The organism is Pseudomonas sp. PICF6 (assembly GCF_009831705.1).
Taxonomy (GTDB): domain Bacteria; phylum Pseudomonadota; class Gammaproteobacteria; order Pseudomonadales; family Pseudomonadaceae; genus Aquipseudomonas; species Aquipseudomonas rhizophila.
The window spans coordinates 425,915-446,928 of the sequence record NZ_WUUD01000016.1; the positions used below are offsets into that span (position 1 = coordinate 425,915).

A 21,014-nucleotide genomic window follows, 5' to 3' on the forward strand; every position below is an offset into this window, starting at 1 on the left:
GGGGGCTAGGCTTGCCCGCCCTGAAGCCGATGCGGTCCCTCAGAAACCGAGGCGGCTGTTTCGCGAGCAAGCTTTGCTCCCACCGGCGACAGGCGCAGGCCGGTTTTTTTCAGGATGCGGCTGCTCACCAGCATGTCGTCGGCGCTACAGGCCTCACCCAGCAGATAGCGCAGGTGCTCGCGATAGCTGTCGATTTCCTCGCGACTGCGGCCATGGACCATGGCAAACAGGTTGTAGCGCCAACCGGCCCGGCGCGGGCGGCGGTAGCAGTGGCTGACAAAAGGCTGCGCACCCAGCAGCGCGCCCAGGCGCGGCACATCGGCGTCGGCGACATCCCAGACAGTCATGCCGTTGTGGCGATAACCCAGGCGATAGTGATTGGGCACCGCGGCGATGCGGCGGATCGCGCCTTCGGCCTGCAAACGCTTGAGCAGGTCGAGGGTCGATTCCACGCTCAGCCCCAGTTGCTCGGCCAGCCAGGCCCAGGGATCTTCGAGCAAGGGCAGGCCGTCCTGGGTCAGTTCCACCAGCCGCAGGGCCAGTGGCGTTTCATCCAGGCGAGGCAGCGTCTGCGGCAACGGCTCAGACCGGGAAATACAGGCCGACATGGTAGGTCTCCTCCTTGGGCAGGTTCAGCGGCTCCAGGCCGGTCAGGCGTTCGATACGCAACAAGGTGTCGCTGATCGCCTGTTCACTGGGGCAGGCAAGCACGAACCACATGTTCCAGGCGTGCTCGCGACGGTAGTTGTGGGCCACTTCTGGCATGGCCGCGAGCAGCTCGGCGATGGTGTCGAAACGCGGTTCGGGCACCGCCAGCGCCGCCAGGGTGAACGCGCCGCCCAGGCGGTCGATGTCGAACATCGGGCCGAAGCGGGTAAGCACGCCGTCGTTGAGCAACTCGTGCAGCCGGTCGAGCAGTTCGGTACTGCTGCTGTCCAGTTCATCAGCCAAGGCTTGCCAGGGCTGGCGTACCAGCGGCAAACCCAGTTGCAGACGATTGATCAGGCGTCGGTCCAGGTCATCCATCGATCGCCACTCCGGCCGGTATTGCGTAGCGTCCGCCACACTGCTTGAACAGGTGGGTGCTGAACAGCAACTGGTGCGGCAGATCACTCAACCAGTGCTCCTCCAACAGTGCCTGGACCTGGGCCTCGACACGGTCGCGCTGGCGACCGTGGATCATGCAGAACAGGTTGTATTGCCACTGAGGCAAGCGTCGTGGTCGTTGATAGCAAAGGCTGATGCCCGGCGCCTGGCCAAGGCGGCGACCGACTTCATCGACCAATGCATCTGGCACGTCCAGCACCAGCATGGCGTTGGCGGCAAAGCCCAATGCGCGGTGATTGACCACCAGGCCGACGCGGCGGAACAGACCCTGTTCCTGCCAGTGCCGCACCTGGTCGAGAACCTGTTGTTCACTGGCGTCGACCTGCTCGGCCAGGGCCTGGAAGGGCCGTGATGTCAGGGGCAGACCGGTCTCCAGCAGACGGCGCAGTTGCAGTGACTGTTGCTCACTCAGGGTCGTGTTCATGGGATAGCCTCCAGGGCAAAGCCCAGGTCGATGCGGAAAGCGGTCAGCATGGGCAGGTCCAGCGGCGTGAGGCCGGTGTCGTTTTCCAGTTCCTGGAGAATGTTGTCCAGGTGGGCACGATCAGGCCCGGTCAGCACGAACCAGAGGTTGTAGCGATGCTCCCGTGCGTAGTTGTGATTGACTTCCGGGTACTGACTGACGCGCGCTGCGACCTGGTGCAATCGGTCCACGGGCACCGCCAGGGCGGCGAGGGTGCTGGCCCCGGCTCGGCTGTGTTCGAACACCGGGCCGACCCGTGACAGGGTGCCCGCCAGTTGCAGGTGCTGCAGACAATCGAGCACCTGGGCTTCGCTGCAACCCAGGGCATCGGCCATTGCCCGATAGGGTTCGGCGCACAACGGCAGGCCATGCTGGAACTGATCGATCAGGCGACGGGCGAGTGGGCTTGGTGTCATGGTCAGTACCCCGGTTTGTGCGCACGGCTGCTGAAGAAGATGCCGCTGGGGCTCAGGGCAGGCAGGCTGCTCAGGCGTTCGAGCCGATACGGATCCCAGACCTGCACCTCACCGCCATCGCGAGCGGACAGCCACAGCTGGTCGCCCCGAGCGGTGAATTCCATGTGCAGCACCCCAGGCCCTGGTCGCAGGTCGGCGATGATGGCGTGAGTTTGGGTATCGATGACCTGCACCCGGTCATTGTCCGGGTAGGCGAAGTTGACCCACAGCTGTCGGCCATCGGGACGGGCGGTGACAAACACCGGTTGGCCGGCCACGGCGATGGCGTCGACCGGTTGCCAGCTGTGGGCGTCCATCACCAGCACTTGATGGTGTCCGACGGCCGGCACAAAGGCCTGTTGATCGGCCAGGGCCCAGCCTTCCAGGTGGGGCATCTTGTATACCGGGAGCCGCGCCTCGCCGCGCCCGTACTGGTCCAGCACCCGTTTCACGCCGCGCTCCGGGTGCCAGAGGTCAAGTTGCGCCATGCCGTCCTCACCAAACAGTCCGGCCATGTAATAACGCCCGTCCGGCGTAATCAGTGCGTCATAGGGTTGCCGACCGATGGCGGTGAAGCGTTCGATGCGTGGTGTCTGGCCCTGGCTGAAGTCGGCGGTCCAGATTTCGCCGGTGTCGAACAGGCTGAATACGAAGCGCTGCCCCGGCGCGTCCACCAGGCCGACCACCCGCGAACGTTTTTGGCCGTCGGGCAATGGTGTGGCTGGAATGTCCGCGACCGGTTCCAGTGTCTGCGCGTCGAATACCTTGACGCCGCCGGGCTCGTAGTTGGAGACGGCGATCAGCTTGCCGTCCTGGCTGATCGCGCCGCCGATGCTGTTGCCGCCCTGAATGATGCGACGGTCGATGCGTGCGCTCAGCAAGTCGACCTTGCTTAAGCCGCCATCGCGGCCAAATACATAGGCATAACGCTGGTCGCGGGAAAACACCACCGAGGCGTGCGACAGATCCCCCAGCCCTTCGACGCGGGCGAGGGCGGTGCGGGTGGCGCTTTCGATGATTTGCAGGCTGCCGGTGGCGCGCTCCACCACCACGCCCAAGTCGCCGGTGCCGCGCAGCGGTGGCTGGGCACAAGCCGAGAGCAACAGCACGCAGGCGGTGAGAGACAGCAGAGATCGGATCATGGGGCGGGAGTTCCTTGAAGGAGCCGGTCCACCAACCAGCGAATATCGTCGGGACCGAGCAATGGCTCCCAACCGGGCATGGCGCTGCCGGGCCGTCCCTGGGTGACGGTGGCGATGAGGCTGTCGCGGTTTTTTCCGGCCAGGGCATCACGGGTCAGAGGTGGGCCGAGGCCTCCGGTCAGGTGCAGGCCGTGGCAGGCGCCGCAGTCCTGGACCAGCAGGTGTTGCAGTTGGGCCTGGCGCTGGTGGTCGGGAGCGGCCAGCACCGGGGTACAGAAGACGAAGAGGAGGGTGGTCATCCGGGTTGCATAGCGGTGTCGGTCCATGACGTACTCCTGTTTGAGAAATAAAGCCGAGCGCGGCCCCTGTGGTGGGAGATTTATGTGGGAGCAAGGCTTGCTCCCCCATAAATCCCCTCGCCACAGGGAGATGCTCTTAATCAACGTTACTTAAGGGTCAAGACCCACGCCGCGAGGATCTTGGCTTCTTCATCGGTCACCGGATTGGCCGGCATCGGCATTGGTCCCCAGTTTCCTTGCGTGCCTTCCTTGATGTGCTTGGCCAACAGCTCTTGTGCTCCGGCGACGCCGGCATTCTTTGCCGCCACCTCCTTGAGCGCCGGCCCTACCAACTTGGTGTCAATGGAGTGGCAGGCGCCACAGGGTTTGCTCTTGAACAGTGTCGGGCCGTCCTGGGCCAGCGCCGGTTGCAGGCTGAATGCGGCACTCAAGGTCAGGGCAAGCAGAATAGGCTTCATGGTTTTTCCTCTTATTGATGGGGCTCAATAGATGTCGTGTTGGGTGTTGTAAACGTTGAATTTTCCGGTAGGGGTGATCAGGCGTTTGTCCTTGATCACGCTCTTGAGCTTGAGGGTCTTGTCATCGATCACCACCAGCGCCGACTCGTCTTCCTGACCGCTCCAGACCGAGAACCAGACTTCATCGCCGGCCTTGTTGTATTCCGGTTGCACCACGCGCATCGCACCTTTCTTGATACCGGCGTACTCGGCAATCGGCAGCACGGTGTAGCCGGCGTCGAGCTTGTCGATGTCGAACACCGCCACTGATTGGCTGAGCTTGGTGTCGGGGCTCAGGGTGGTGTCGACGTACAGGTGACGGGACTTGGGATGGGTCTTGATGAACAGCGAACCGCCACCCTGGCCCTGGAGCGAGCCCACCTGTTTCCAGGCATATTGCGGATGCTTGACCGGGTCGGTGCCGATCAGCGAGACGCCGGCATCACCCAGGTGACTGGTAGCCCAGACCGGGCCGTAGAGCGGATGGTTGAAGTTGGCGCCGCGTCCCGGGTGCGGGGTTTTACCGACATCCACCAGGGCGGTGAGCTTGCGCTCCTTGGAGTCGATGACTGCCACCTGGTTGGAGTTGTTCGCCGCCGTCATGAAATAGCGATGGCTGCTGTCCCAGCCACCGTCATGCAGGAACGGTGCGGCGTCGATGCTAGTGATGGTGAGGTTCTTGATGTCCTGGTAGTTGACCAGCATCACCTTGCCGGTTTCCTTGACGTTGACGATGAACTCCGGCCACTCATGTGACGCGATGATCGCCGCGACCCGCGGTTCGGGGTGATATTGCTGGGTATCGACGGTCATGCCGCGCGTCGAGACGATCTGCCTGGGCTCCAGGGTCTCGCCGTCCATGATGGTGAACTGCGGCGGCCAATACGAGCCGGCAATGGTGTACTTGTCTTCGTAGCCCTTGAACTTGGAGGTTTCCACCGAGCGGGCCTCGATCCCGACTTTGATCTCGGCCACCTTGGTCGGCTCTTGCGGCCACAGGTCGATCATGTCGATCTTGGCGTCCCGGCCGATCACCAGCAGGTAACGCCCGGACGCCGAGATACGCGAAATGTGCACCGCGTAACCGGTGTCGATCAGCTTGACGATCTTTTTGCTGTCGCCGTCGACCAGGGCAATCTTGCCGTCATCGCGCAGGGTGACTGAAAACAGGTTCTGCAGGTTGAGTGAGTTGAGTTGCCGGGTGGGCCGGTCTTCGGGTTTGACCAGCACCTTCCAGGTCTTGAGGGTTTCGGCCATGCCCCATTCCGGTGGGGTAGGCGGGGTGTGTTGGATGAACTTGGCCATTACCGTGATCTGGTCTTTGGTCAGGGCGTTGGAGGTGCCCCAGTTGGGCATGCCGGCGGCTGAACCGTAGGTAATCAGCGCCTCCAGGTAGGCTTGGCCGCGGCCCTGGGTGATGTCGGGTGTCAGCGGTTTACCGGTGGCGCCCTTGCGCAGCACACCGTGGCAGCCGGCGCAGCGCTGGAAGTAGATTTGCTTGGCCGCGTCGAAGTCGGCCTGGCTCAGGTCCGGCGCGCCTTCGGTCTTGACCATGCGGGCGTCTTGCGGCGCAGCGGGTGGGTTGGCGAAGGCATTGAGTGCAGCCAGCGCCGTACACAGCGCCCCGACCCCCATGACCCACGATTTTTTGTGGCTGATCAGCATTCCATTTCTCCTCAGGCATGACCCCGCGCGGCCCTGCAATTGACGTTCGGCGCGCAGATTCTTGGTGCGCTGCAAGGCTATGCCCAGGCCGGTGGTTACCCGCTTGACGGCGATCAAGTTTGCCGGCCACAGCCCTTGCCAGGTTGTCGCAGGGGCCCGTAGCGTGGCTGGCAATCGTGTTATCTGATCAGGTCATGCCATGAACGCTATCCACACCCTTGAACACCCGGCCGAACCTTTCTACCAACCCCAGGACAACGAGCTGGCGTTGTTCGAACAGGCCTGGCGGCACGGCATGCCGGTGCTGGTCAAAGGCCCCACCGGTTGCGGCAAGACCCGTTTTGTCCAGCACATGGCTCACCGTCTGAAATTGCCGCTGTACACCGTGGCCTGCCACGATGATTTGAGCGCGGCCGACTTGGTGGGTCGTCACCTGATCGGCGCCCAGGGCACTTGGTGGCAGGATGGGCCTCTGACCCGAGCGGTGCGCGAGGGGGGCATCTGTTATCTGGACGAGGTGGTGGAGGCACGCCAGGACACCGCAGTGGTGTTGCACCCCTTGGCCGATGATCGCCGGCAGCTGTATCTGGAACGCACCGGTGAGGTTCTCCAGGCACCGCCGGCGTTCATGCTGGTGGTGTCGTACAACCCCGGTTACCAGAACTTGCTCAAGGGCATGAAACCCAGCACCCGCCAGCGTTTCGTGGCGATGCGCTTTGGCTATCCCACGGTTGCCGATGAAGAGCGCATCGTTGCCCGCGAGGCCGGGGTGGATATGGCTCTGGCGGCCCAGGTGGTGCAGTTGGGGCAGGCGCTGCGTCGGCTCGATCAGCATGATCTGGAGGAGGTGGCCTCCACGCGTCTGCTGATTTTCGCCGCGCGCATGATCGGAGCCGGCATGGACCCGCGCCAAGCCTGTCTGGCCTGTCTGGCCGAGCCGTTGAGCGACGATCCGCAAACCGTTGCCGCATTGATGGATGTGGTCGATGTCCACTTCGGCTGAAGCCGCTGCGCTGTCCACCCGGCGATTGCCAGGGGATCTGGCAATGTGGTTTTTCATCCTCGCCGAACTGACGGTGTTTGCCTTGCTGATCCTGGCATTCGCCGTCGCCCAGGCATTGAACCCGCCGTTGTTCAGCGAAGGCCGGCAAATGCTGGATCGTTCCACCGGTCTGGCGATGACCCTCAGCCTGCTGAGCGCCGGGTTGTTCGCAGCCTTGGCCCAGGAGCAAGTCCGACAGGACCGGCCACGCCAAGGGGCGCTGCTGTTGTGGCTGGCCTTGTTGGTTGCCGGCGGCTACGTGGCGCTCAAGCTCATCGAGTACGCCCACTTGCTGGCCAACGGCCTCGGGCTGGAGCACAACACCTTCTTCACCTTGTACTGGATCCTCACGGCGTTTCACTTTCTCCATGTGTTGCTGGGCATGGTGATCCTTGCCTGGCTGGCCGAGGGTTGCCGGCGGCGGCGTTACGGGGCGCAGCAGTGCAGCGGGCTGGAATCCGGCGTGCTGTATTGGCACATGGTGGACCTGGTCTGGGTGTTGCTGTTTCCGGTTGTCTACATTCTCGGTTGAGCGGAGGTGCTCATGTCGGTTTCCCGTGTCTTGATCGTCTGCTGGATGACACTGGCCGTGCTGAGCATCGGCACCGTTGCCCTGGGCCAGGTCGCTGCCACCGGACTGGTGTCCATCGCCATCCTCGCGGTGGCGGTGACCAAGGCCTGGTTGATCGCCGACGGCTTCATGGAGCTGCGCCATGCGCCGCGATTGTGGCGCTGGCTGGTGTTGAGCTGGGCGGCGCTGCTCGCGATTGTGATTGGGGTCGTGATTTCATTCGCGATCTGAGTCGGAATCACAAAACACCTGTGGCGAGGGGATAAATCCCCTCGCCACAGGACCGGGTTCACTGCGCGACAGCGCAGCGTCGCAGACGCGGCGGCCACTCCCTCGCCACAACAGCTCATCTGCCTTCCTGGCTGTGCTGGAACAACCCACTAAAACCATCGGAGATTCTTGATCGCCATCAAGCGGGTTCTGGACCCTCGCTTCCTAGAATGGACACGCCAAGCAATGAGGAAGTGACCATGTCAGATACCTTTACCAAAGGCATGGCCAGGAATATTTATTTCGGGGGAAGCGTGTTCTTTTTCCTGATATTCCTGGCCCTGACCTACCACTCGGAACAGACCTTTCCAGAGCGCAGCAACCAGGCGCAATTGAGCGAATCGGTGATACGCGGCAAGGGCGTCTGGGAGCGCAACAACTGCATCGGCTGCCATACGCTGCTGGGCGAGGGCGCGTATTTCGCGCCGGAGCTGGGCAATGTGGTCAACCGGCGCGGTGGCGAGGAAGCCTTCACGCCGTTCCTGCAGGCCTGGATGAAAATGCAGCCGCTGAACGTTCCCGGCCGTCGCGCCATGCCGCAGTTCAACCTCAGCGAACAGGAAGTCGACGACATCGCCGAGTTCCTCAAGTGGAGTTCGAAAATCAATACCAATGGCTGGCCGCCAAACAAGGAGGGCTGAGAGATGAGCATGGCTAATCCGCATCTGAAATTCGCCTCGCAGGCCGTCGCCAAACCTTACTTCGTGTTTGCCCTGATGTTGTTCCTGGGGCAGGTACTGTTCGGTTTGATCATGGGGCTGCAATACGTGGTCGGCGACTTCCTGTTCCCGCTGATTCCCTTCAACGTGGCCCGCATGGTCCACACCAACCTGCTGATCGTCTGGCTGCTGTTTGGCTTCATGGGCGCGGCGTACTACCTGATACCCGAGGAAGCCGATCGGGAGCTGCACAGTCCGAAGCTGGCGATCGTGCTGTTCTGGGTGTTCGCCGCCGCCGGGGTACTGACGATCCTGGGCTACCTCTCGGTGCCCTATGCCACGCTGGCGAAAGTTACCGGCAACGATTTGCTGCCGACCATGGGCCGTGAGTTCCTGGAGCAACCGACAATCACCAAGATGGGCATCGTGGTGGTCTGCCTGGGTTTCCTCTACAACATCGGCATGACCATGCTTAAGGGCCGCAAGACCACGGTCAGCATGGTGATGATGACCGGCCTGATCGGCCTGGCGGTGTTCTTCCTGTTCTCCTTCTACAACCCGGAAAACCTCGTCCGCGACAAGTATTACTGGTGGTGGGTGGTGCATCTTTGGGTTGAAGGCGTCTGGGAACTGATCATGGGTTCGATGCTCGCCTTTGTGCTGATCAAGGTCACTGGCGTGGACCGCGAAGTGGTCGAGAAGTGGCTCTACGTGATCATCGCCATGGCCCTGATTACCGGGATCATCGGCACCGGTCACCACTTCTTCTGGATCGGCGCACCCGAGGTCTGGTTGTGGGTCGGATCGATCTTCTCCGCGCTGGAACCGCTGCCGTTCCTGGCGATGGTGATCTTCGCCTTCAGCATGGTGAAGAACCGTCGCCGGCAACACCCCAACCGCGCCGCCACCTTGTGGGCCAAAGGCACCACGGTCACCGCGTTCTTCGGCGCCGGCGTCTGGGGGTTCCTGCACACCTTGGCACCGGTGAACTTCTACACCCACGGTTCGCAACTGACTGCGGCCCACGGTCACCTGGCTTTCTACGGTGCCTACGCGATGATCGTCATGACGCTGATCAGCTACGCCATGCCGCGTCTGCGCGGGTTGGGTGAAGCGGCGGATGAACGTTCGCAGCGCCTGGAGATCTGGGGCTTCTGGCTGATGACGCTGTCGATGGTGATGATCACCTTGTTCCTCACCGCAGCCGGTGTCGTCCAGGTGTGGCTGCAACGCTGGATGGCGGATGGCAGTGCCTTGCCGTTCATGGCGACGATGGACCATTTGAAGCCGCTGTTCTGGGCGCGTCTGGTCAGCGGCGTCGGGTTCCTGGCTGGTTTGCTCTGCTACCTGTTCAGCTTCCGCCAACGTGGCCGCGCCGCTTTGCGCGCTCCGGCGGCGGTGGTGCCGTCTTGAAAGGCCACCACTGAGGCCGTGGCGAGGGAGCTTGCTCCCGCTGGGCTGCGCAGCAGACCCTTTTTGATGGGCGCTTCGCACCCAAGCGGGAGCAAGCTCCCTCGCCACAAAAGCGATGCGAGCCAGTCCCTCCACCGCAACGCGTCGATAGGAGAATAACCATGGCATTCACCCTTGAACTGGAAGAGTGGGTCGGCAGCGTCTGGCACCGTTTCATCACCCGCCGCGCCAGTGTGGATTTTCCCGAAGCGCGGGTGGAGTTGATCCCCCGGCAACGGGCTTTGCATGTGTTGTTACGCGCCACCGGTGGTGCTTCTCACCTGGGTGTGGAGGCGGTCAGCGACCGCGACCTGCTGCTGCGCCGCAACCTGTTGCAGCAGATCGCCGGCACCTGCAAGCAAGTGCCATTGGCCTGGTGCGATGGCGACAACCTGCGTTTGCCGGCGAGCCTGGCGGCGTTTCCCGATACCGGGTTGAACGAAGAACTGTACCGCTGGCTGGCGTTGCTGGCCGCGCAAGCGGGGCCGATGAAACATTGGGGACGTGACAACCAACGCTGGACCCAAGCACTGCTGGGGCGTTACCCGGCGCTGCGTGGCCGATATCGGCGGCTGGTGGATGCGCATCTGTCGTTGCGTCCCGACCCACAATCATTGCCCCCGGCCGAGGCGGCCCTGGAGCGCGCGCTGTGTCAGGCCTTGCGCGAACCGGGCAGCGTCGAGCATTTTCCGCGCAGTGAGCGGGCCGCCTGGCCGCTGCCGCTGTGGCTGTATCCGCCCCAGCATCTAGGCAATCCCCAGGCGGCCAACCTCGAGGAGTCCGAGCAATACCTGGCGACGCCGCCGGGTGAGCAGCAGGGCGGTCGCAAGCGCGCCGAGCGCATCGACGACACCACCCGGGACGGTGGGTTGCTGATCGTGCGCCTGGAGAACCTGTTCAGTTGGACCGAGCACGTGGACCTGGATCGCTGGGCGGACGACAGCGAAGACCCGGACGCGGCGCGCGTCGCCGAGGACCTGGACCAATTGACCCTGTCGCGCACCCGCTTGCGCAAGGGCGGCGGTTTGAAGTTGCACCTGGACTTGCCGCCGGCCGATGTGGATGACATTCCCCTGGGCGCGGGCATCCTGTTGCCGGAATGGGACTACCGCAAGCAACGCCTCCAGGATGATTTCGTCAGTGTGCAGACTTTCACTCCCCGGGACTGCGAACCTCAGCCGCTGCCGAACCGCCTGCGCGCCTCGGCCCAGCGTTTGCGACGCCAGTTCGAGCACCTGCGCAACGATCGACAATGGCTGCGCCAGCAAACCCAGGGTTCGGAGCTGGACCTGCAAGCCTGGCTGGACTTCCACGTCGAGCGTCAGCACGGCCAATGCAGCGAACGCGGCTTGTTCATGGAACAACGCCAGACCCGCCGCGACCTGGCTTGCCTGCTGTTGGCCGATCTGTCGATGTCCACCGATGCCCACCTCAACGACGAACACCGGGTGATCGACGTGATCCGCGACAGCTTGCTGCTGTTCGGTGAAACCCTGTCGGTGCTGGGGGATGATTTTGCCTTGTACGGGTTCTCTTCACTGCGCCGACAACAGGTGCGGATGCACGAGATCAAGGCGTTCAACCAAGGCTATGACGACCACACCCGCGGTCGGATCCAGGGCCTCAGGCCCGGTTACTACACGCGCATGGGCGCCGCCATTCGCCAGGCCACCCAACGGCTGGAAGGGTGCAAGCGGCGACGCAAGTTGTTGTTGCTGGTGAGCGATGGCAAACCCAACGATCTGGATCTCTATGAAGGGCGCTATGGCGTGGAGGACACCCGCCAGGCGGTGCTGGAGGCTCGGCGCCAGGGGCTGACGCCGTTTTGCATCACCATCGATCGTGAAGCCGGGGATTACCTGCCGTACATGTTCGGCGCCAACGGCTACACCTTGATCCGTCAGCCGGAGCAACTGCCGCTGCGTTTGCCGCAGTTGTACCGGCAGTTGACTCAGGATTGAGGGTTCAGGCGATGTCGCGGGGTAACCAGAAAAACATGACGACGCAGAATATCGTCAGACCGATACAGAACCAGGTGAAGCGTCGCAGGCGACGCTCGCCAGCCAGCGCCGCCTCGGCCGGCAGCGGCATGCCGCACTGGCGACATTCGCTTTGATTGGCGGGGTTGGTGTGTTGGCAATACAGGCAGGTGGGTTGTGCGCTCATTCGAAATGTTCCAGGCGCAGGCGATCGAGAATGGCGATCTGGCGACCGTCCTGGGTGATGATTTTTTCATCGATCAGCCGGCGGATGATCCGCGAGAAGGTTTCTGGCTGGATCGACAGGTGTCCGGCGATCAGTTGCTTGGCCATGGGCAGCTCGAACTGGCTGTCCACGGTTTGCAAGCGCACCAGTTGTGTCAGCAGGTAGCGCACCACGCGGTGGGTGGCGTTTTTCAGCGACAGGGTTTCAATCTCGTTGACCCGTTGGTGCAGGCGCACACAGAGCTTGCCGAGCAGGGCGAAGGTCAACCGGCTGTTACTTTGCAAAAGACGCATGTACGTGGCATTGGACAGGCGATACAGCTGGGTTGGCCCAACGGCCTCTGCGCAAGCGACGTAGTTCGGCGTGTCCATCAGCATCATGGCTTCAGCGAAGGTCTGGCGCTCGCCGATCACCTCGAAGACTTTTTCCTGGCCGTCCGGCGTCAACCGGTAGATTTTCACCGCGCCGGAGATCACGAAGTAAAACGCCTGCGCCGGTTCGCCTTGGCGGAACAGCGGTTCGCCCCTGTCGACATTCAGCAATTGGCTGGTACTCATCAGTTCGTCGAGCTGTTCTTCGTTCAACGGTTCGAACAGGTGATGACTGCGCAGAATCTGGTGATGAACACGGTGAAGCACCATGGCATGAGTCCTTGTATGGCAGGGAAATGAATCGGATTCAGACGAGGCTCAGGGACAGGCCGCTGGCCAGACCCACGACGCAAGAGAGCAGGACGAACCAGGCGAGTGGCAGCGCGACGTATTTCATGGATAACCCCGGCAAAAAAAAGTCTGTGCCCTGCCAGAGCAAGAGACGGGCCATGCCCGCAACCGTTGATTTGCGGGGCCGTACGGTGAGATGGGTATAAATGACCCTGTACTGTTAGGGTGATAATCACCATGACAGGGTTATATTTACCCGGTTGACGGCCATTTGTGGGAGAGAGCCTGCTCACGATGGCGGCTTGACAGTCAGCGGAGATATCGAGCTGACCGGCCTTATCGCCAGCAGGCTCGCCCCTTCAGGGGATAAGCAGACGGTTTATTGAGTGGGGCGGTGCACCCTCGACCGGTTTCGGCAAGCCCCTTGCAAGTACCTGGGTGAGGCGGGCTGGCTTGATCTGAGACAAGGCCCGCCGGTGCCGATAGCTGATCATTCGAACCCTGATTGTTGACCCCTCACCGCTGGCCCGTCCCGCGCTGAGGTAAAGGAGTGGTGTATGCAAGTGCTTGACCGTCGCAAGGCCATGGCCATCCTGCCGTTGTGGCGGCTGGCGTTTCGGCCGTTCTTCCTGGCCGGGTGTGTGCTTGCATTGTTGGCCATACCGTTGTGGCTGGCGGCGTTTACTGGAAGGCTGTCGGCCTGGCAACCGGCCGGCGGCTGGTTGGCCTGGCACCGTCATGAACTGCTGTTCGGCTTCGGCCTGGCAATCATCGCCGGGTTCTTGTTGACGGCGGTGCAGACCTGGACAGGTACTCCGGGGCTCAGTGGCAAACGTCTGACGGCGCTGGCGCTGTTATGGCTGGGCGCGCGACTGGCCTGGCTGGCAGATGCGCCCTGGCCATTGCTGACGGTGCTGGAGCTGGGTTTCGCCCTGGCGGTTGCGGCGTTGATGGGCATTACGTTGTGGCGCGTACGGCAGAAGCGCAATTACCCGATTGTGCTGGTCTTGCTGCTGTTGGCCGCCGCTGATGGGTTATCCGTGTACGGTCTGGTGCAACATGACGAAGGTTTGCAGCGCCAAAGTGTGCTCACGGGCCTGTGGCTGGTAGCGGCGATGATGGGGCTGATCGGCGGGCGGGTGATTCCTTTCTTTACCCAGCGCGGTCTGGGCCGGGTAGAGGGCGTTGCCCCCTGGCCGTGGCTCGATCGTCTGTTACTGGCGGGGTCGGCACTGGTGGCGCTGCTGTATGCCTTCGGCCCGGCGCTGTCGACCAGCCTCTGGGTCGGCCTGTTGTTCGCCGCGCTGGCGGTGGGGCACGGGGTGCGACTGGTGCGTTGGCATGATCGGGATTTGTGGCGAGTGCCGCTGCTGTGGTCGCTGCACCTGGCCTACGCCTGGCTGGCGCTGGCTTGCCTGGGCATGGCGCTGTGGCATTTCGGCGTCGCGCTGAACCCGAGCCTGGCGGTGCACAGCTTGTCCATCGGCGCCATGGCCGGGTTGATCCTGGCGATGATCGCCCGCGTCAGCCTGGGCCATACCGGGCGAGCCTTGGAACCGCCGGCCGGCATGACCCTGGCGTTCGTCCTGCTGAACCTGGCATGCCTGAGCCGAGTGCTGCTGGTGCTGCTGTTCCCGTTGGCCGCGCTGTGGCTGGCGGGGCTGTGCTGGACCCTGGCATTTGGACTCTACGCCTGGCGTTATGGGCCGATGCTGTTGCAGGCCCGCGTGGATGGGCATCCAGGATGAGCCGAGGGGATCGATGATGTATGGGGTTTTGCTAGTCATTCATCTATTGGCGGCTATCGCTTTTATCGGCACGTTGTTTTTCGAGGTTTTTATCTGGCATGCCGCCCGCAGGCCTTTGGCCCAAGGCGTCAAGGACGCCGCCGACCCGGCTATCGCCAAGCGTTCGCGGCAGGTGTTGCACGGGGTGGTGCTGGTGCTTTACAGCGCCGGCATCGCGCTGGCCTGGCAGCATCGCGGTGCATTGAGCCAACCTTTGAGCAACAGCTTCGGCCTGTTGCTGAGCCTGAAGATCCTCCTGGCCTTGAGCATCATCGGCCATTATTTGTGGCTGGCGTACTGGCTCAAGAGCGGGCGGCTGACCCCGGACCGCGCCTGCTGGCTGCGTCGCAGTATCCTGGGACACATGGTGCTGATTGTGGTGTTGGCCAAGGCGATGTTCTATTGGCAGTTTTGAGCAGGAATGAGAGCCACAAACGGCTGTGGGAGCAAAGCTTGCTCGTGATGGCGCAATGTCAGTCGGTATCAATGTTGACTGATCCAGCGCTATCGCGAGCAAGCTTTGCTCCCACAGGGGTAATGGCAATGTTTGAGAGTCAGCGAACGGGTTTCATCGCATTGACGAACAACACATTGTTTTCCAGATGGATGTGCTGCATCAGGTCATCACGAAACTCCACCAGCCCGCGATACAGGGCGCGCCAGGTGTTGCAGGCATCGGAGGGCGGGGTGATCTGGTCGGTCAGGGCAAGCATGGTTTCCAGCGCTTCACCGTGCTGGTCGTGTTCGTAGCGCAGTACCTGGATGGGGGCCGAGGCCCGATCACCCAGGCCCTGTTGCAGCATTGGGAACAGCACCTGCTCCTCCTTGAGCATGTGGCCTTCGAGTTCCTGATACATGTCCTGCAAGTGATCGGCCAGGCCGACGGGGCAACTGGCCCGGGCGCCATGGACCATCTCGACGCGGCGGGCCAGACGGATCAATTCCGGCAGCTGTTCGCGGTGACGGGCGTGGTAGCGTTCCAGGATGTGGGCGATCAACAGCGCCTGGGGTTCGTCGCGCCAGTCATGGCCCAGTTCCCCAGCGGCTTGCAGGGTGCGCAGGGCATCGGCGATCAGCAGTGGGTTCAGGCCCTTGCCCAGCGCTGCTTCGCGCAAGGATTTTTGCCCGCCACAACAGAAGTCGAGGTTGTAGTGATGGAAGGTACGGGTGGCACCGGGAATGTCGCAGGCCAATTGGCCGAGGCTTTGTTCCAGCAGATCGAGGCTCATCATGTTTCCTTGGGTTGAATCCCGGGAGGGACAGATGAGCGAACTTTGCAGCCGACGTGCCAGAATTAACTGTCTGAAAATTAACGGATAAATATTTACCAGGGTGATTCTCACCCTGGCTGCAAGGGGTCAAACGAACCCTGGAGGGTAATCACTACCATGCTGCGTGAAAGCCTGGCCGCCGACCTGATCGTCGAGTTGCCCAATGCCGTTCGATTGCAACGCCTGGTACAGACCCTGCGCGAATACTTCAACAGTGGCGCCGTAGGCTTGTTGCGCCTGGACGATGACAGCCTCAGGCCCGTCGCCACTGTAGGCCTGGTGCATGAAGCGCTCGGCCGTCGGTTCGTGATCGCCCAGCATCCGCGTCTGGCGGCGATCATGGCGTCGCGCGAACCTACCTGGTTCGAGCCCGACAGCCGCTTGCCCGACCCTTATGACGGCTTGCTCGATAACCACGTCGGCGAGCCGCTGCCGGTGCACGACTGCATGGGCGTGAGCCTGTACGTGGAAGGGCGGCTCTGGGGCGCGATCACCCTGGATGCCTTGCACGCCGGCACCTTCGACAGCCGCGCAAGGGAAGAACTCAAACGGTGCACCTTGCAGATCGAAGCGGCGGTGCGGGTGACCCGGCTCGAGCAAGAAAACCGCAGCCTGCGCGCCTCGCGCAGTGATCTGCCGGATGTCCGTCGGCCGGCCGAGGAGGGCGAGATCCTTGGGCGCAGCGAGGTGCTGGATCAACTGCTCAACGAGCTGGACGTATTGGCCGACTCCGAACTGCCGGTGCTGTTGCTGGGAGAAACCGGTGTCGGCAAGGAGTTGTTTGCGCGTCGTTTGCATCGCTTGTCCCGGCGCAGTCACAAGCCGCTGGTGCAGGTCAATTGCGCAGCCTTGCCCGAGTCCCTGGCCGAAAGCGAACTGTTCGGCCACGTCAAAGGGGCATTCTCCGGCGCTACGACTGACCGCGCGGGGCGTTTCGACGCGGCCAATGGCGGCACGCTGTTTCTCGACGAGGTGGGTGAATTGCCGTTGAGTGTGCAGGCCAAGTTGCTGCGCACCCTGCAAAACGGCGAGATCCAGCGCCTGGGTGCTGACAAGCCGCTGCACGTCGATGTGCGGATCATCGCCGCCACCAACCGCCACCTGCCGGACAGCATTCGCGATGGGCTATTTCGCGCCGACCTGTATCACCGGCTCTCGGTCTACCCGGTGCCGATCCCGCCGTTGCGCGAACGCGGTAGCGATGTGCTGATGCTAGCCGGGCATTTCCTCGAGTTGAACCGCACGCGCCTGGGCTTGCGCGGCTTGCGCCTGTCACCGGCCGCTGAACAGGCGCTGCTGGCGTACTCCTGGCCGGGCAATGTGCGGGAGCTGGAGCACGTGATCAGTCGCGCGGCGTTGAAGCAACTCAGCCGCGGGGCCAGTCGCAGCCTGATCATGACCCTGGAGCCGCAGGTGCTGGACCTGGACGTCAGTGCCAGCGGATCCACGACCCACGCGACACTTGAACAGTCTCTAGAGGTCGCCGATGTACCATTCCAGCCGCTGAATGAAGCTGTCGACACTTGCCAGCGCCAGGCGATCCTCAAGGCCCTGGAGCATTGCGGGCAGAACTGGGCCGGTGCGGCGCGGCTGCTGGAGGTCGACCCGAGCAACCTGCATAAACTGGCGCGGCGGTTGGGGCTCAAGTAGCCGGCGACCTATTAGACCGAGTCGTCTTCATCGCGAGCAGGCTCGCTCCCACAGGGAACTCCATAGGCCCAATGTGGGAGCGAGCCTGCTCGCGATGGCATCGGCACGTTCAACACAAGATCCGCCATTGACAACGATCAAGGCCTGCCCACGCGACAGAACCCACACTGGAGCAAATCCATCGTGGAGATCATCGTCATGCCCCTTTCCCTGGCCAAAATGCGTCGTCAGTACACCCTGGACGGGTTGGATGAAGCCCAGGCACCGGACGATCCGATGGTTCTGTTCGGGTTATGGATGCAACAAGCCCGCGACACCGAAAGCCCTCCGGTGGAAGCCAACAGCATGACCCTGGCGACCGTGGACGAGCAGGGCCGGCCGCACTGTCGGGTGCTGCTGCTCAAGGGGTTCAGCGATGAAGGTTTCACATTTTTCGGCAACTACGACAGTGGCAAGGGACGGGACCTGGCGATCAATCCGTGGGCGGCCATGACGTTTTTCTGGCCGGGGCTGGAACGGCAAGTGCGGGTTGAAGGGCAGGTCCACAAGCTCGATTCCGGGCTATCGGATGCCTATTTCATTTCCCGCCCCCTGGCCAGTCGTCTTGGTGCCTGGGCCTCGCCGCAAAGCCGTGAGCTGGAGGATCGGGCCGCCCTTGAGGCGTTGCTGACGCAGACCGAACGACGGTTTATCAATCAGCCAATGCCGCGTCCCGAACACTGGGGCGGCTACTGCCTGAGGCCTGAACGGCTGGAGTTCTGGCAAGGCCGCGCCGACCGTCTGCACGATCGCCTCGACTACCGCCTGCAAGAAGGCGCCTGGCAGCGTAGCCGACTGGCACCGTAAACGCCGAGGGAGGTACCTCTATCGGGGAATAGGCCCGGCCCCGATTGCGGTTCAGGCTGGGCCATCTTTTTTTAAAGGACGGCTGACCATGGCCCATCTGACGCAACGCCACTTTCAACCGCTGAATATTGCGGTGCTGACCATCAGCGATACCCGTAGCTCCGAAACCGATACCTCCGGGAAAACCCTCGCCGATCTGCTGCAAACCGCCGGGCATGTGCTGATCGACCGTGGGCTGGTGAAGGACGATATCTACCAGATCCGCGCCCAGGTCTCGCAGTGGATCGCCGACCCTGAAGTGCAAGTGGTGCTGATGACCGGCGGCACCGGTTTTACCCCCCGCGATAACACTCCCCAGGCGGTGCTGCCGCTGCTGGACAAGCAGGTGGACGGGTTCGGCGAACTGTTCCGGCAGGTGTCACTGGCAGAGATCGGCATGTCCAGCCTGCAATCAAGGGCATTGGCGGGTATGAGCAACGGCGTATTGGTGTGCTGCCTGCCGGGTTCGCCGGGCGCGTGTCGCACCGGTTGGGAACAGATCCTGGTCGGTCAACTGGACAGCCGCACCGGCCCGTGCAACTTCACTCCCCACCTCAAGCCGCAGCCCGGCGTTGTCGTTGAGCCTTGCGGGACGCGCTCATGAGCAGCGGCGCGTGTGGCAGCGTCTGTGAGAGCGGCGCGCTGATGCCGGTGGATGAAGCCATCCGCTACCTGCTGGATCAGGCACCGCTGCCGCCTCCGGTGCAACGGGTGGCGCTGGACCAGGCCCTGGGTCGGGTGCTGGCGACAGACATCCGCAGCCCCATGAACTTGCCTGCGTGGGACAACAGCGCCATGGACGGTTATGCCCTGCGGGCCGCTGACCTGCCAGCCGCCGGAGGTTATCTGACCCTGGCCGGGCGCATTGCCGCCGGACAGGCATCCAATAATCCGCTGCAGCCCGGGCAGGCGGTACGGATTTTCACGGGCGCGCCGCTGCCGCCGGGGGCAGACACCGTGGTGCCCCAGGAAAGCTGTCGGGTAGCAGGTGAGCGGGTCTGGTTGCCACCGGTCAATGACGGCGACCATGTGCGCAAGGAAGGCGAGGAAGTGCGCCGAGGAGACCTGTTGCTTCGTGCCGGCAAGCGCTTGCGGGCCCAGGAGCTGGGGTTGCTGGCCGGTGCCGGGATTGCGCGAATGGAGGTCTATCGGCCGTTGCAGGTCGGTCTGCTCAGCAGCGGCGATGAACTGCGCGAACCGGGCGAAGCATTGGCGCCGGGGCAGATCTACAACAGCAATCGCCATAGCCTCGCGGCACTGCTGCGCGGCTGGGGCATGGAGGTGCATGACTACGGCGCCATGCCCGACAAGCTGCTCGCCAGTCGCCAGGCCTTGAGCCTGGCGGCGGCCGAGTGTGATGTGCTGCTGACCTCCGGCGGCGTTTCGGTGGGCGAGGAGGATCACCTCAAACAAGCCATCGAAGCGCTGGGCAGCGTTGACCTGTGGCGCCTGGCAATCCAGCCGGGCAAACCGCTGGCCTTTGGCGAAGTCGCCGGCAAACCCTGGATCGGTTTGCCAGGTAACCCATCGGCGGCGCTGATTACCGCATTGATTGTCGTGCGCCCGTTCCTGTTCCGGGCCCAAGGCATGGACGAAGTATTGCCTATCTCATTGCAGTTGCCGGCCGGGTTTGACTGGCCAAAGCCCAACCGGCGGCGGCAGTACCTGCGGGCGAAACTGGTCCCCGGTGCCGATGGTTCGCTGTGTGTCGAGCTGCATCCCCAGCAAAGTTCGGCCATGTTGGCTGCCGCATGCTGGGCCGACGGTCTGGCCGTGGTCGAGTGCCAGGCGCACGTGCGCATGCTCGACAAGGTGATGTACTTGCCGTTCGCGAGCCTGATGCATTAACGGCAATTGATTGTCGTCAAGGTCGCCGCCGATGAGCTGACTAGACTGGCGGCGCTCCGAGTTTTCTCATGAGGATGCCCCATGCAACTGGTTTGCCCGGCAGGGAATCTGCCTGCCCTCAAAGCGGCGGTGCGCCAAGGCGCCGATGCCGTCTATGTCGGCTTTCGCGATGACACCAACGCCCGGCATTTCGCCGGGCTGAACATGGACGACAAACAGTTCGACGCGGCGGTCGCGCACATCCGCCAGCACCAACGCAAACTCTATGTGGCGGTCAACACCTACCCACAACCCAAGGGCTGGGAGCGTTGGCAGCGCGCGGTGGATCGCGCCGCCGATCTGGGCGTCGACGCCCTGATCGCCGCCGACCCCGGGGTGCTCGGCTACGCCAGCCAGCGCCACCCACAACTGGCCCTGCATCTTTCGGTACAAGGTTCGGCGACCCATGCCGCGGCGCTGGCTTTTTACGCCGAGCGCTACGGCATTCGGCGTGCGGTGCTGCCACGGGTGCTGTCCCTGGCCCAGGTGCGGCAGGTAGCAGCAGCGAGCCCAGTGCCGATCGAAGTCTTCGGTTTCGGCAGCCTGTGCATCATGGCCGAGGGCCGTTGTCACTTGTCCTCTTACATCACCGGTGAGTCGCCGAACCTGTGCGGCGTGTGCTCACCGGCCAAGGCAGTGCGCTGGAGCGAAGACGCCGACGGCCTGAGCGCACGCTTGAGCGAGGTGCTGATCGATCGCTACACCCCTGACGAGCCGGCCGGTTACCCGACCCTGTGCAAGGGCCGCTTCCTGGTCGGCGGCAAGCGCTTCCATGCCCTGGAAGAACCCACCAGCCTCGACACCCTGGACCTGCTGCCGGAGCTGGCGGCCATCGGCGTCGAGGCAGTGAAGATCGAGGGCCGCCAGCGCAGCCCGGCCTACGTTGAACAAGTGACCCGGGTCTGGCGCGCCGCACTGGATGCCCACCGGGCTGCGCCGCAACGATTCCGGGTGCGGGAAGAATGGCGCCAGGTGTTGGCCGGTTTGTCGGAAGGCAGCCAGACCACCCTGGGCGCTTACCATCGATCATGGCAATGAGGGAGGC

General features: G+C 63.0%; 25 protein-coding genes. 13 read left to right on the top strand and 12 right to left on the bottom strand.

Features of this window, described 5'->3' with window-relative positions:
- Positions 1–5 precede the first annotated feature (5 nt).
- From GSM73_RS09660 to nirS, 8 genes are all read right to left on the bottom strand, one after another.
- Positions 6–608: an Lrp/AsnC family transcriptional regulator gene (locus GSM73_RS09660; protein WP_160892315.1), complete on the bottom strand. Its 603-nt coding sequence runs from the start codon at positions 606–608 to the stop codon at positions 6–8.
- Positions 583–1,026: an Lrp/AsnC family transcriptional regulator gene (locus GSM73_RS09665; protein ID WP_047225827.1), complete on the bottom strand. Its 444-nt coding sequence runs from the start codon at positions 1,024–1,026 to the stop codon at positions 583–585. Before GSM73_RS09665 ends, GSM73_RS09660 begins: the two co-directional genes overlap by 26 nt.
- Positions 1,019–1,531, bottom strand: a complete 513-nt coding sequence (locus GSM73_RS09670; protein WP_160892317.1) for an Lrp/AsnC family transcriptional regulator — start codon at positions 1,529–1,531, stop codon at positions 1,019–1,021. Before GSM73_RS09670 ends, GSM73_RS09665 begins: the two co-directional genes overlap by 8 nt.
- The gene (locus tag GSM73_RS09675; protein WP_160892319.1) at positions 1,528–1,986 is read right to left on the bottom strand and encodes an Lrp/AsnC family transcriptional regulator; all 459 of its coding nucleotides are present in this window, start codon (positions 1,984–1,986) and stop codon (positions 1,528–1,530) included. The genes GSM73_RS09670 and GSM73_RS09675 overlap by 4 nt, the downstream gene beginning before the upstream one ends.
- Before the next feature lie 2 nt (positions 1,987–1,988).
- Positions 1,989–3,167 (bottom strand): cytochrome D1 domain-containing protein, encoded by a 1,179-nt coding sequence (locus tag GSM73_RS09680; protein WP_047225830.1) that lies wholly within the window; start codon positions 3,165–3,167, stop codon positions 1,989–1,991.
- Entirely contained in the window at positions 3,164–3,493 is a 330-nt protein-coding gene (locus tag GSM73_RS09685) for a cytochrome c (protein ID WP_047225831.1), read from the bottom strand. Before GSM73_RS09685 ends, GSM73_RS09680 begins: the two co-directional genes overlap by 4 nt.
- Before the next feature lie 119 nt (positions 3,494–3,612).
- Positions 3,613–3,924 (bottom strand): c-type cytochrome, encoded by a 312-nt coding sequence (locus tag GSM73_RS09690; RefSeq protein WP_047225832.1) that lies wholly within the window; start codon positions 3,922–3,924, stop codon positions 3,613–3,615.
- Between the two features lie 24 nt (positions 3,925–3,948).
- Positions 3,949–5,517, bottom strand: coding sequence for a nitrite reductase (gene nirS / locus GSM73_RS09695; protein ID WP_223194336.1), 1,569 nt, complete (start codon positions 5,515–5,517; stop codon positions 3,949–3,951).
- Between the two features lie 310 nt (positions 5,518–5,827).
- Here nirS and GSM73_RS09700 point away from each other — a divergent pair, with 310 nt between their 5' ends.
- The 6 genes from GSM73_RS09700 (at position 5,828) to GSM73_RS09725 (ending at position 11,583) form a co-directional block, all read left to right on the top strand.
- Positions 5,828–6,631: a CbbQ/NirQ/NorQ/GpvN family protein gene (locus tag GSM73_RS09700; RefSeq protein WP_047225834.1), complete on the top strand. Its 804-nt coding sequence runs from the start codon at positions 5,828–5,830 to the stop codon at positions 6,629–6,631.
- Complete coding sequence (locus GSM73_RS09705) at positions 6,615–7,202, top strand: cytochrome c oxidase subunit 3 family protein (protein ID WP_047225835.1); 588 nt, start codon at positions 6,615–6,617, stop codon at positions 7,200–7,202. Before GSM73_RS09700 ends, GSM73_RS09705 begins: the two co-directional genes overlap by 17 nt.
- A 12-nt stretch (positions 7,203–7,214) precedes the next feature.
- Positions 7,215–7,472, top strand: a complete 258-nt coding sequence (locus GSM73_RS09710; protein WP_107322423.1) for a cytochrome C oxidase subunit IV family protein — start codon at positions 7,215–7,217, stop codon at positions 7,470–7,472.
- Between the two features lie 239 nt (positions 7,473–7,711).
- Positions 7,712–8,152 carry a cytochrome c gene (locus GSM73_RS09715; RefSeq protein ID WP_047225837.1) on the top strand — a complete coding sequence of 147 codons (441 nt, stop codon included), beginning with the start codon at positions 7,712–7,714 and terminating at the stop codon, positions 8,150–8,152.
- Positions 8,153–8,155: 3 nt separating this feature from the next.
- Positions 8,156–9,583 (top strand): cbb3-type cytochrome c oxidase subunit I, encoded by a 1,428-nt coding sequence (locus GSM73_RS09720; RefSeq protein WP_047225838.1) that lies wholly within the window; start codon positions 8,156–8,158, stop codon positions 9,581–9,583.
- Between the two features lie 161 nt (positions 9,584–9,744).
- Positions 9,745–11,583 carry a nitric oxide reductase activation protein NorD gene (locus tag GSM73_RS09725; protein ID WP_047225839.1) on the top strand — a complete coding sequence of 613 codons (1,839 nt, stop codon included), beginning with the start codon at positions 9,745–9,747 and terminating at the stop codon, positions 11,581–11,583.
- Between the two features lie 4 nt (positions 11,584–11,587).
- Here the strand turns inward: GSM73_RS09725 and GSM73_RS09730 are convergent, their stop codons facing one another.
- The 3 genes from GSM73_RS09730 to GSM73_RS26405 are packed head-to-tail and all read right to left on the bottom strand — an operon-like array spanning position 11,588 to position 12,649.
- Positions 11,588–11,788 carry a hypothetical protein gene (locus GSM73_RS09730; RefSeq protein ID WP_047225840.1) on the bottom strand — a complete coding sequence of 67 codons (201 nt, stop codon included), beginning with the start codon at positions 11,786–11,788 and terminating at the stop codon, positions 11,588–11,590.
- Positions 11,785–12,468: a Crp/Fnr family transcriptional regulator gene (locus tag GSM73_RS09735; protein WP_047225841.1), complete on the bottom strand. Its 684-nt coding sequence runs from the start codon at positions 12,466–12,468 to the stop codon at positions 11,785–11,787. Before GSM73_RS09735 ends, GSM73_RS09730 begins: the two co-directional genes overlap by 4 nt.
- 37 nt (positions 12,469–12,505) lie before the next feature.
- Positions 12,506–12,649, bottom strand: a complete 144-nt coding sequence (locus GSM73_RS26405) for a hypothetical protein (RefSeq protein WP_172833795.1) — start codon at positions 12,647–12,649, stop codon at positions 12,506–12,508.
- Between the two features lie 397 nt (positions 12,650–13,046).
- Between GSM73_RS26405 and GSM73_RS09740 the strand changes: the two genes are divergently transcribed.
- Both GSM73_RS09740 and GSM73_RS09745 read left to right on the top strand, forming a co-directional pair.
- Positions 13,047–14,237 (top strand): NnrS family protein, encoded by a 1,191-nt coding sequence (locus tag GSM73_RS09740; protein WP_160892321.1) that lies wholly within the window; start codon positions 13,047–13,049, stop codon positions 14,235–14,237.
- 13 nt (positions 14,238–14,250) lie between these two features.
- The gene (locus GSM73_RS09745; RefSeq protein WP_107322426.1) at positions 14,251–14,691 is read left to right on the top strand and encodes a hypothetical protein; all 441 of its coding nucleotides are present in this window, start codon (positions 14,251–14,253) and stop codon (positions 14,689–14,691) included.
- A 139-nt stretch (positions 14,692–14,830) separates the two neighbouring features.
- Here GSM73_RS09745 and ytfE read toward each other — a convergent pair whose 3' ends face one another.
- Positions 14,831–15,505 (bottom strand): iron-sulfur cluster repair protein YtfE, encoded by a 675-nt coding sequence (gene ytfE / locus GSM73_RS09750; protein ID WP_047225844.1) that lies wholly within the window; start codon positions 15,503–15,505, stop codon positions 14,831–14,833.
- A 159-nt stretch (positions 15,506–15,664) separates the two neighbouring features.
- On the opposite strand from ytfE, the gene norR reads away from it, so the two are divergent.
- The 5 genes from norR (at position 15,665) to GSM73_RS09775 (ending at position 21,007) form a co-directional block, all read left to right on the top strand.
- Positions 15,665–17,197 carry a nitric oxide reductase transcriptional regulator NorR gene (norR, locus tag GSM73_RS09755; protein ID WP_160892323.1) on the top strand — a complete coding sequence of 511 codons (1,533 nt, stop codon included), beginning with the start codon at positions 15,665–15,667 and terminating at the stop codon, positions 17,195–17,197.
- 198 nt (positions 17,198–17,395) lie between these two features.
- Entirely contained in the window at positions 17,396–18,043 is a 648-nt protein-coding gene (gene pdxH / locus GSM73_RS09760; protein WP_160892325.1) for a pyridoxamine 5'-phosphate oxidase, read from the top strand.
- Positions 18,044–18,131: 88 nt separating this feature from the next.
- Positions 18,132–18,686, top strand: coding sequence for a molybdenum cofactor biosynthesis protein B (gene moaB, locus GSM73_RS09765; protein WP_160892327.1), 555 nt, complete (start codon positions 18,132–18,134; stop codon positions 18,684–18,686).
- Complete coding sequence (gene glp, locus GSM73_RS09770; protein ID WP_047225847.1) at positions 18,683–19,930, top strand: gephyrin-like molybdotransferase Glp; 1,248 nt, start codon at positions 18,683–18,685, stop codon at positions 19,928–19,930. Before moaB ends, glp begins: the two co-directional genes overlap by 4 nt.
- An 81-nt stretch (positions 19,931–20,011) precedes the next feature.
- Entirely contained in the window at positions 20,012–21,007 is a 996-nt protein-coding gene (locus GSM73_RS09775) for a peptidase U32 family protein (protein ID WP_047225848.1), read from the top strand.
- The last annotated feature ends 7 nt before the right edge of the window (positions 21,008–21,014 follow it).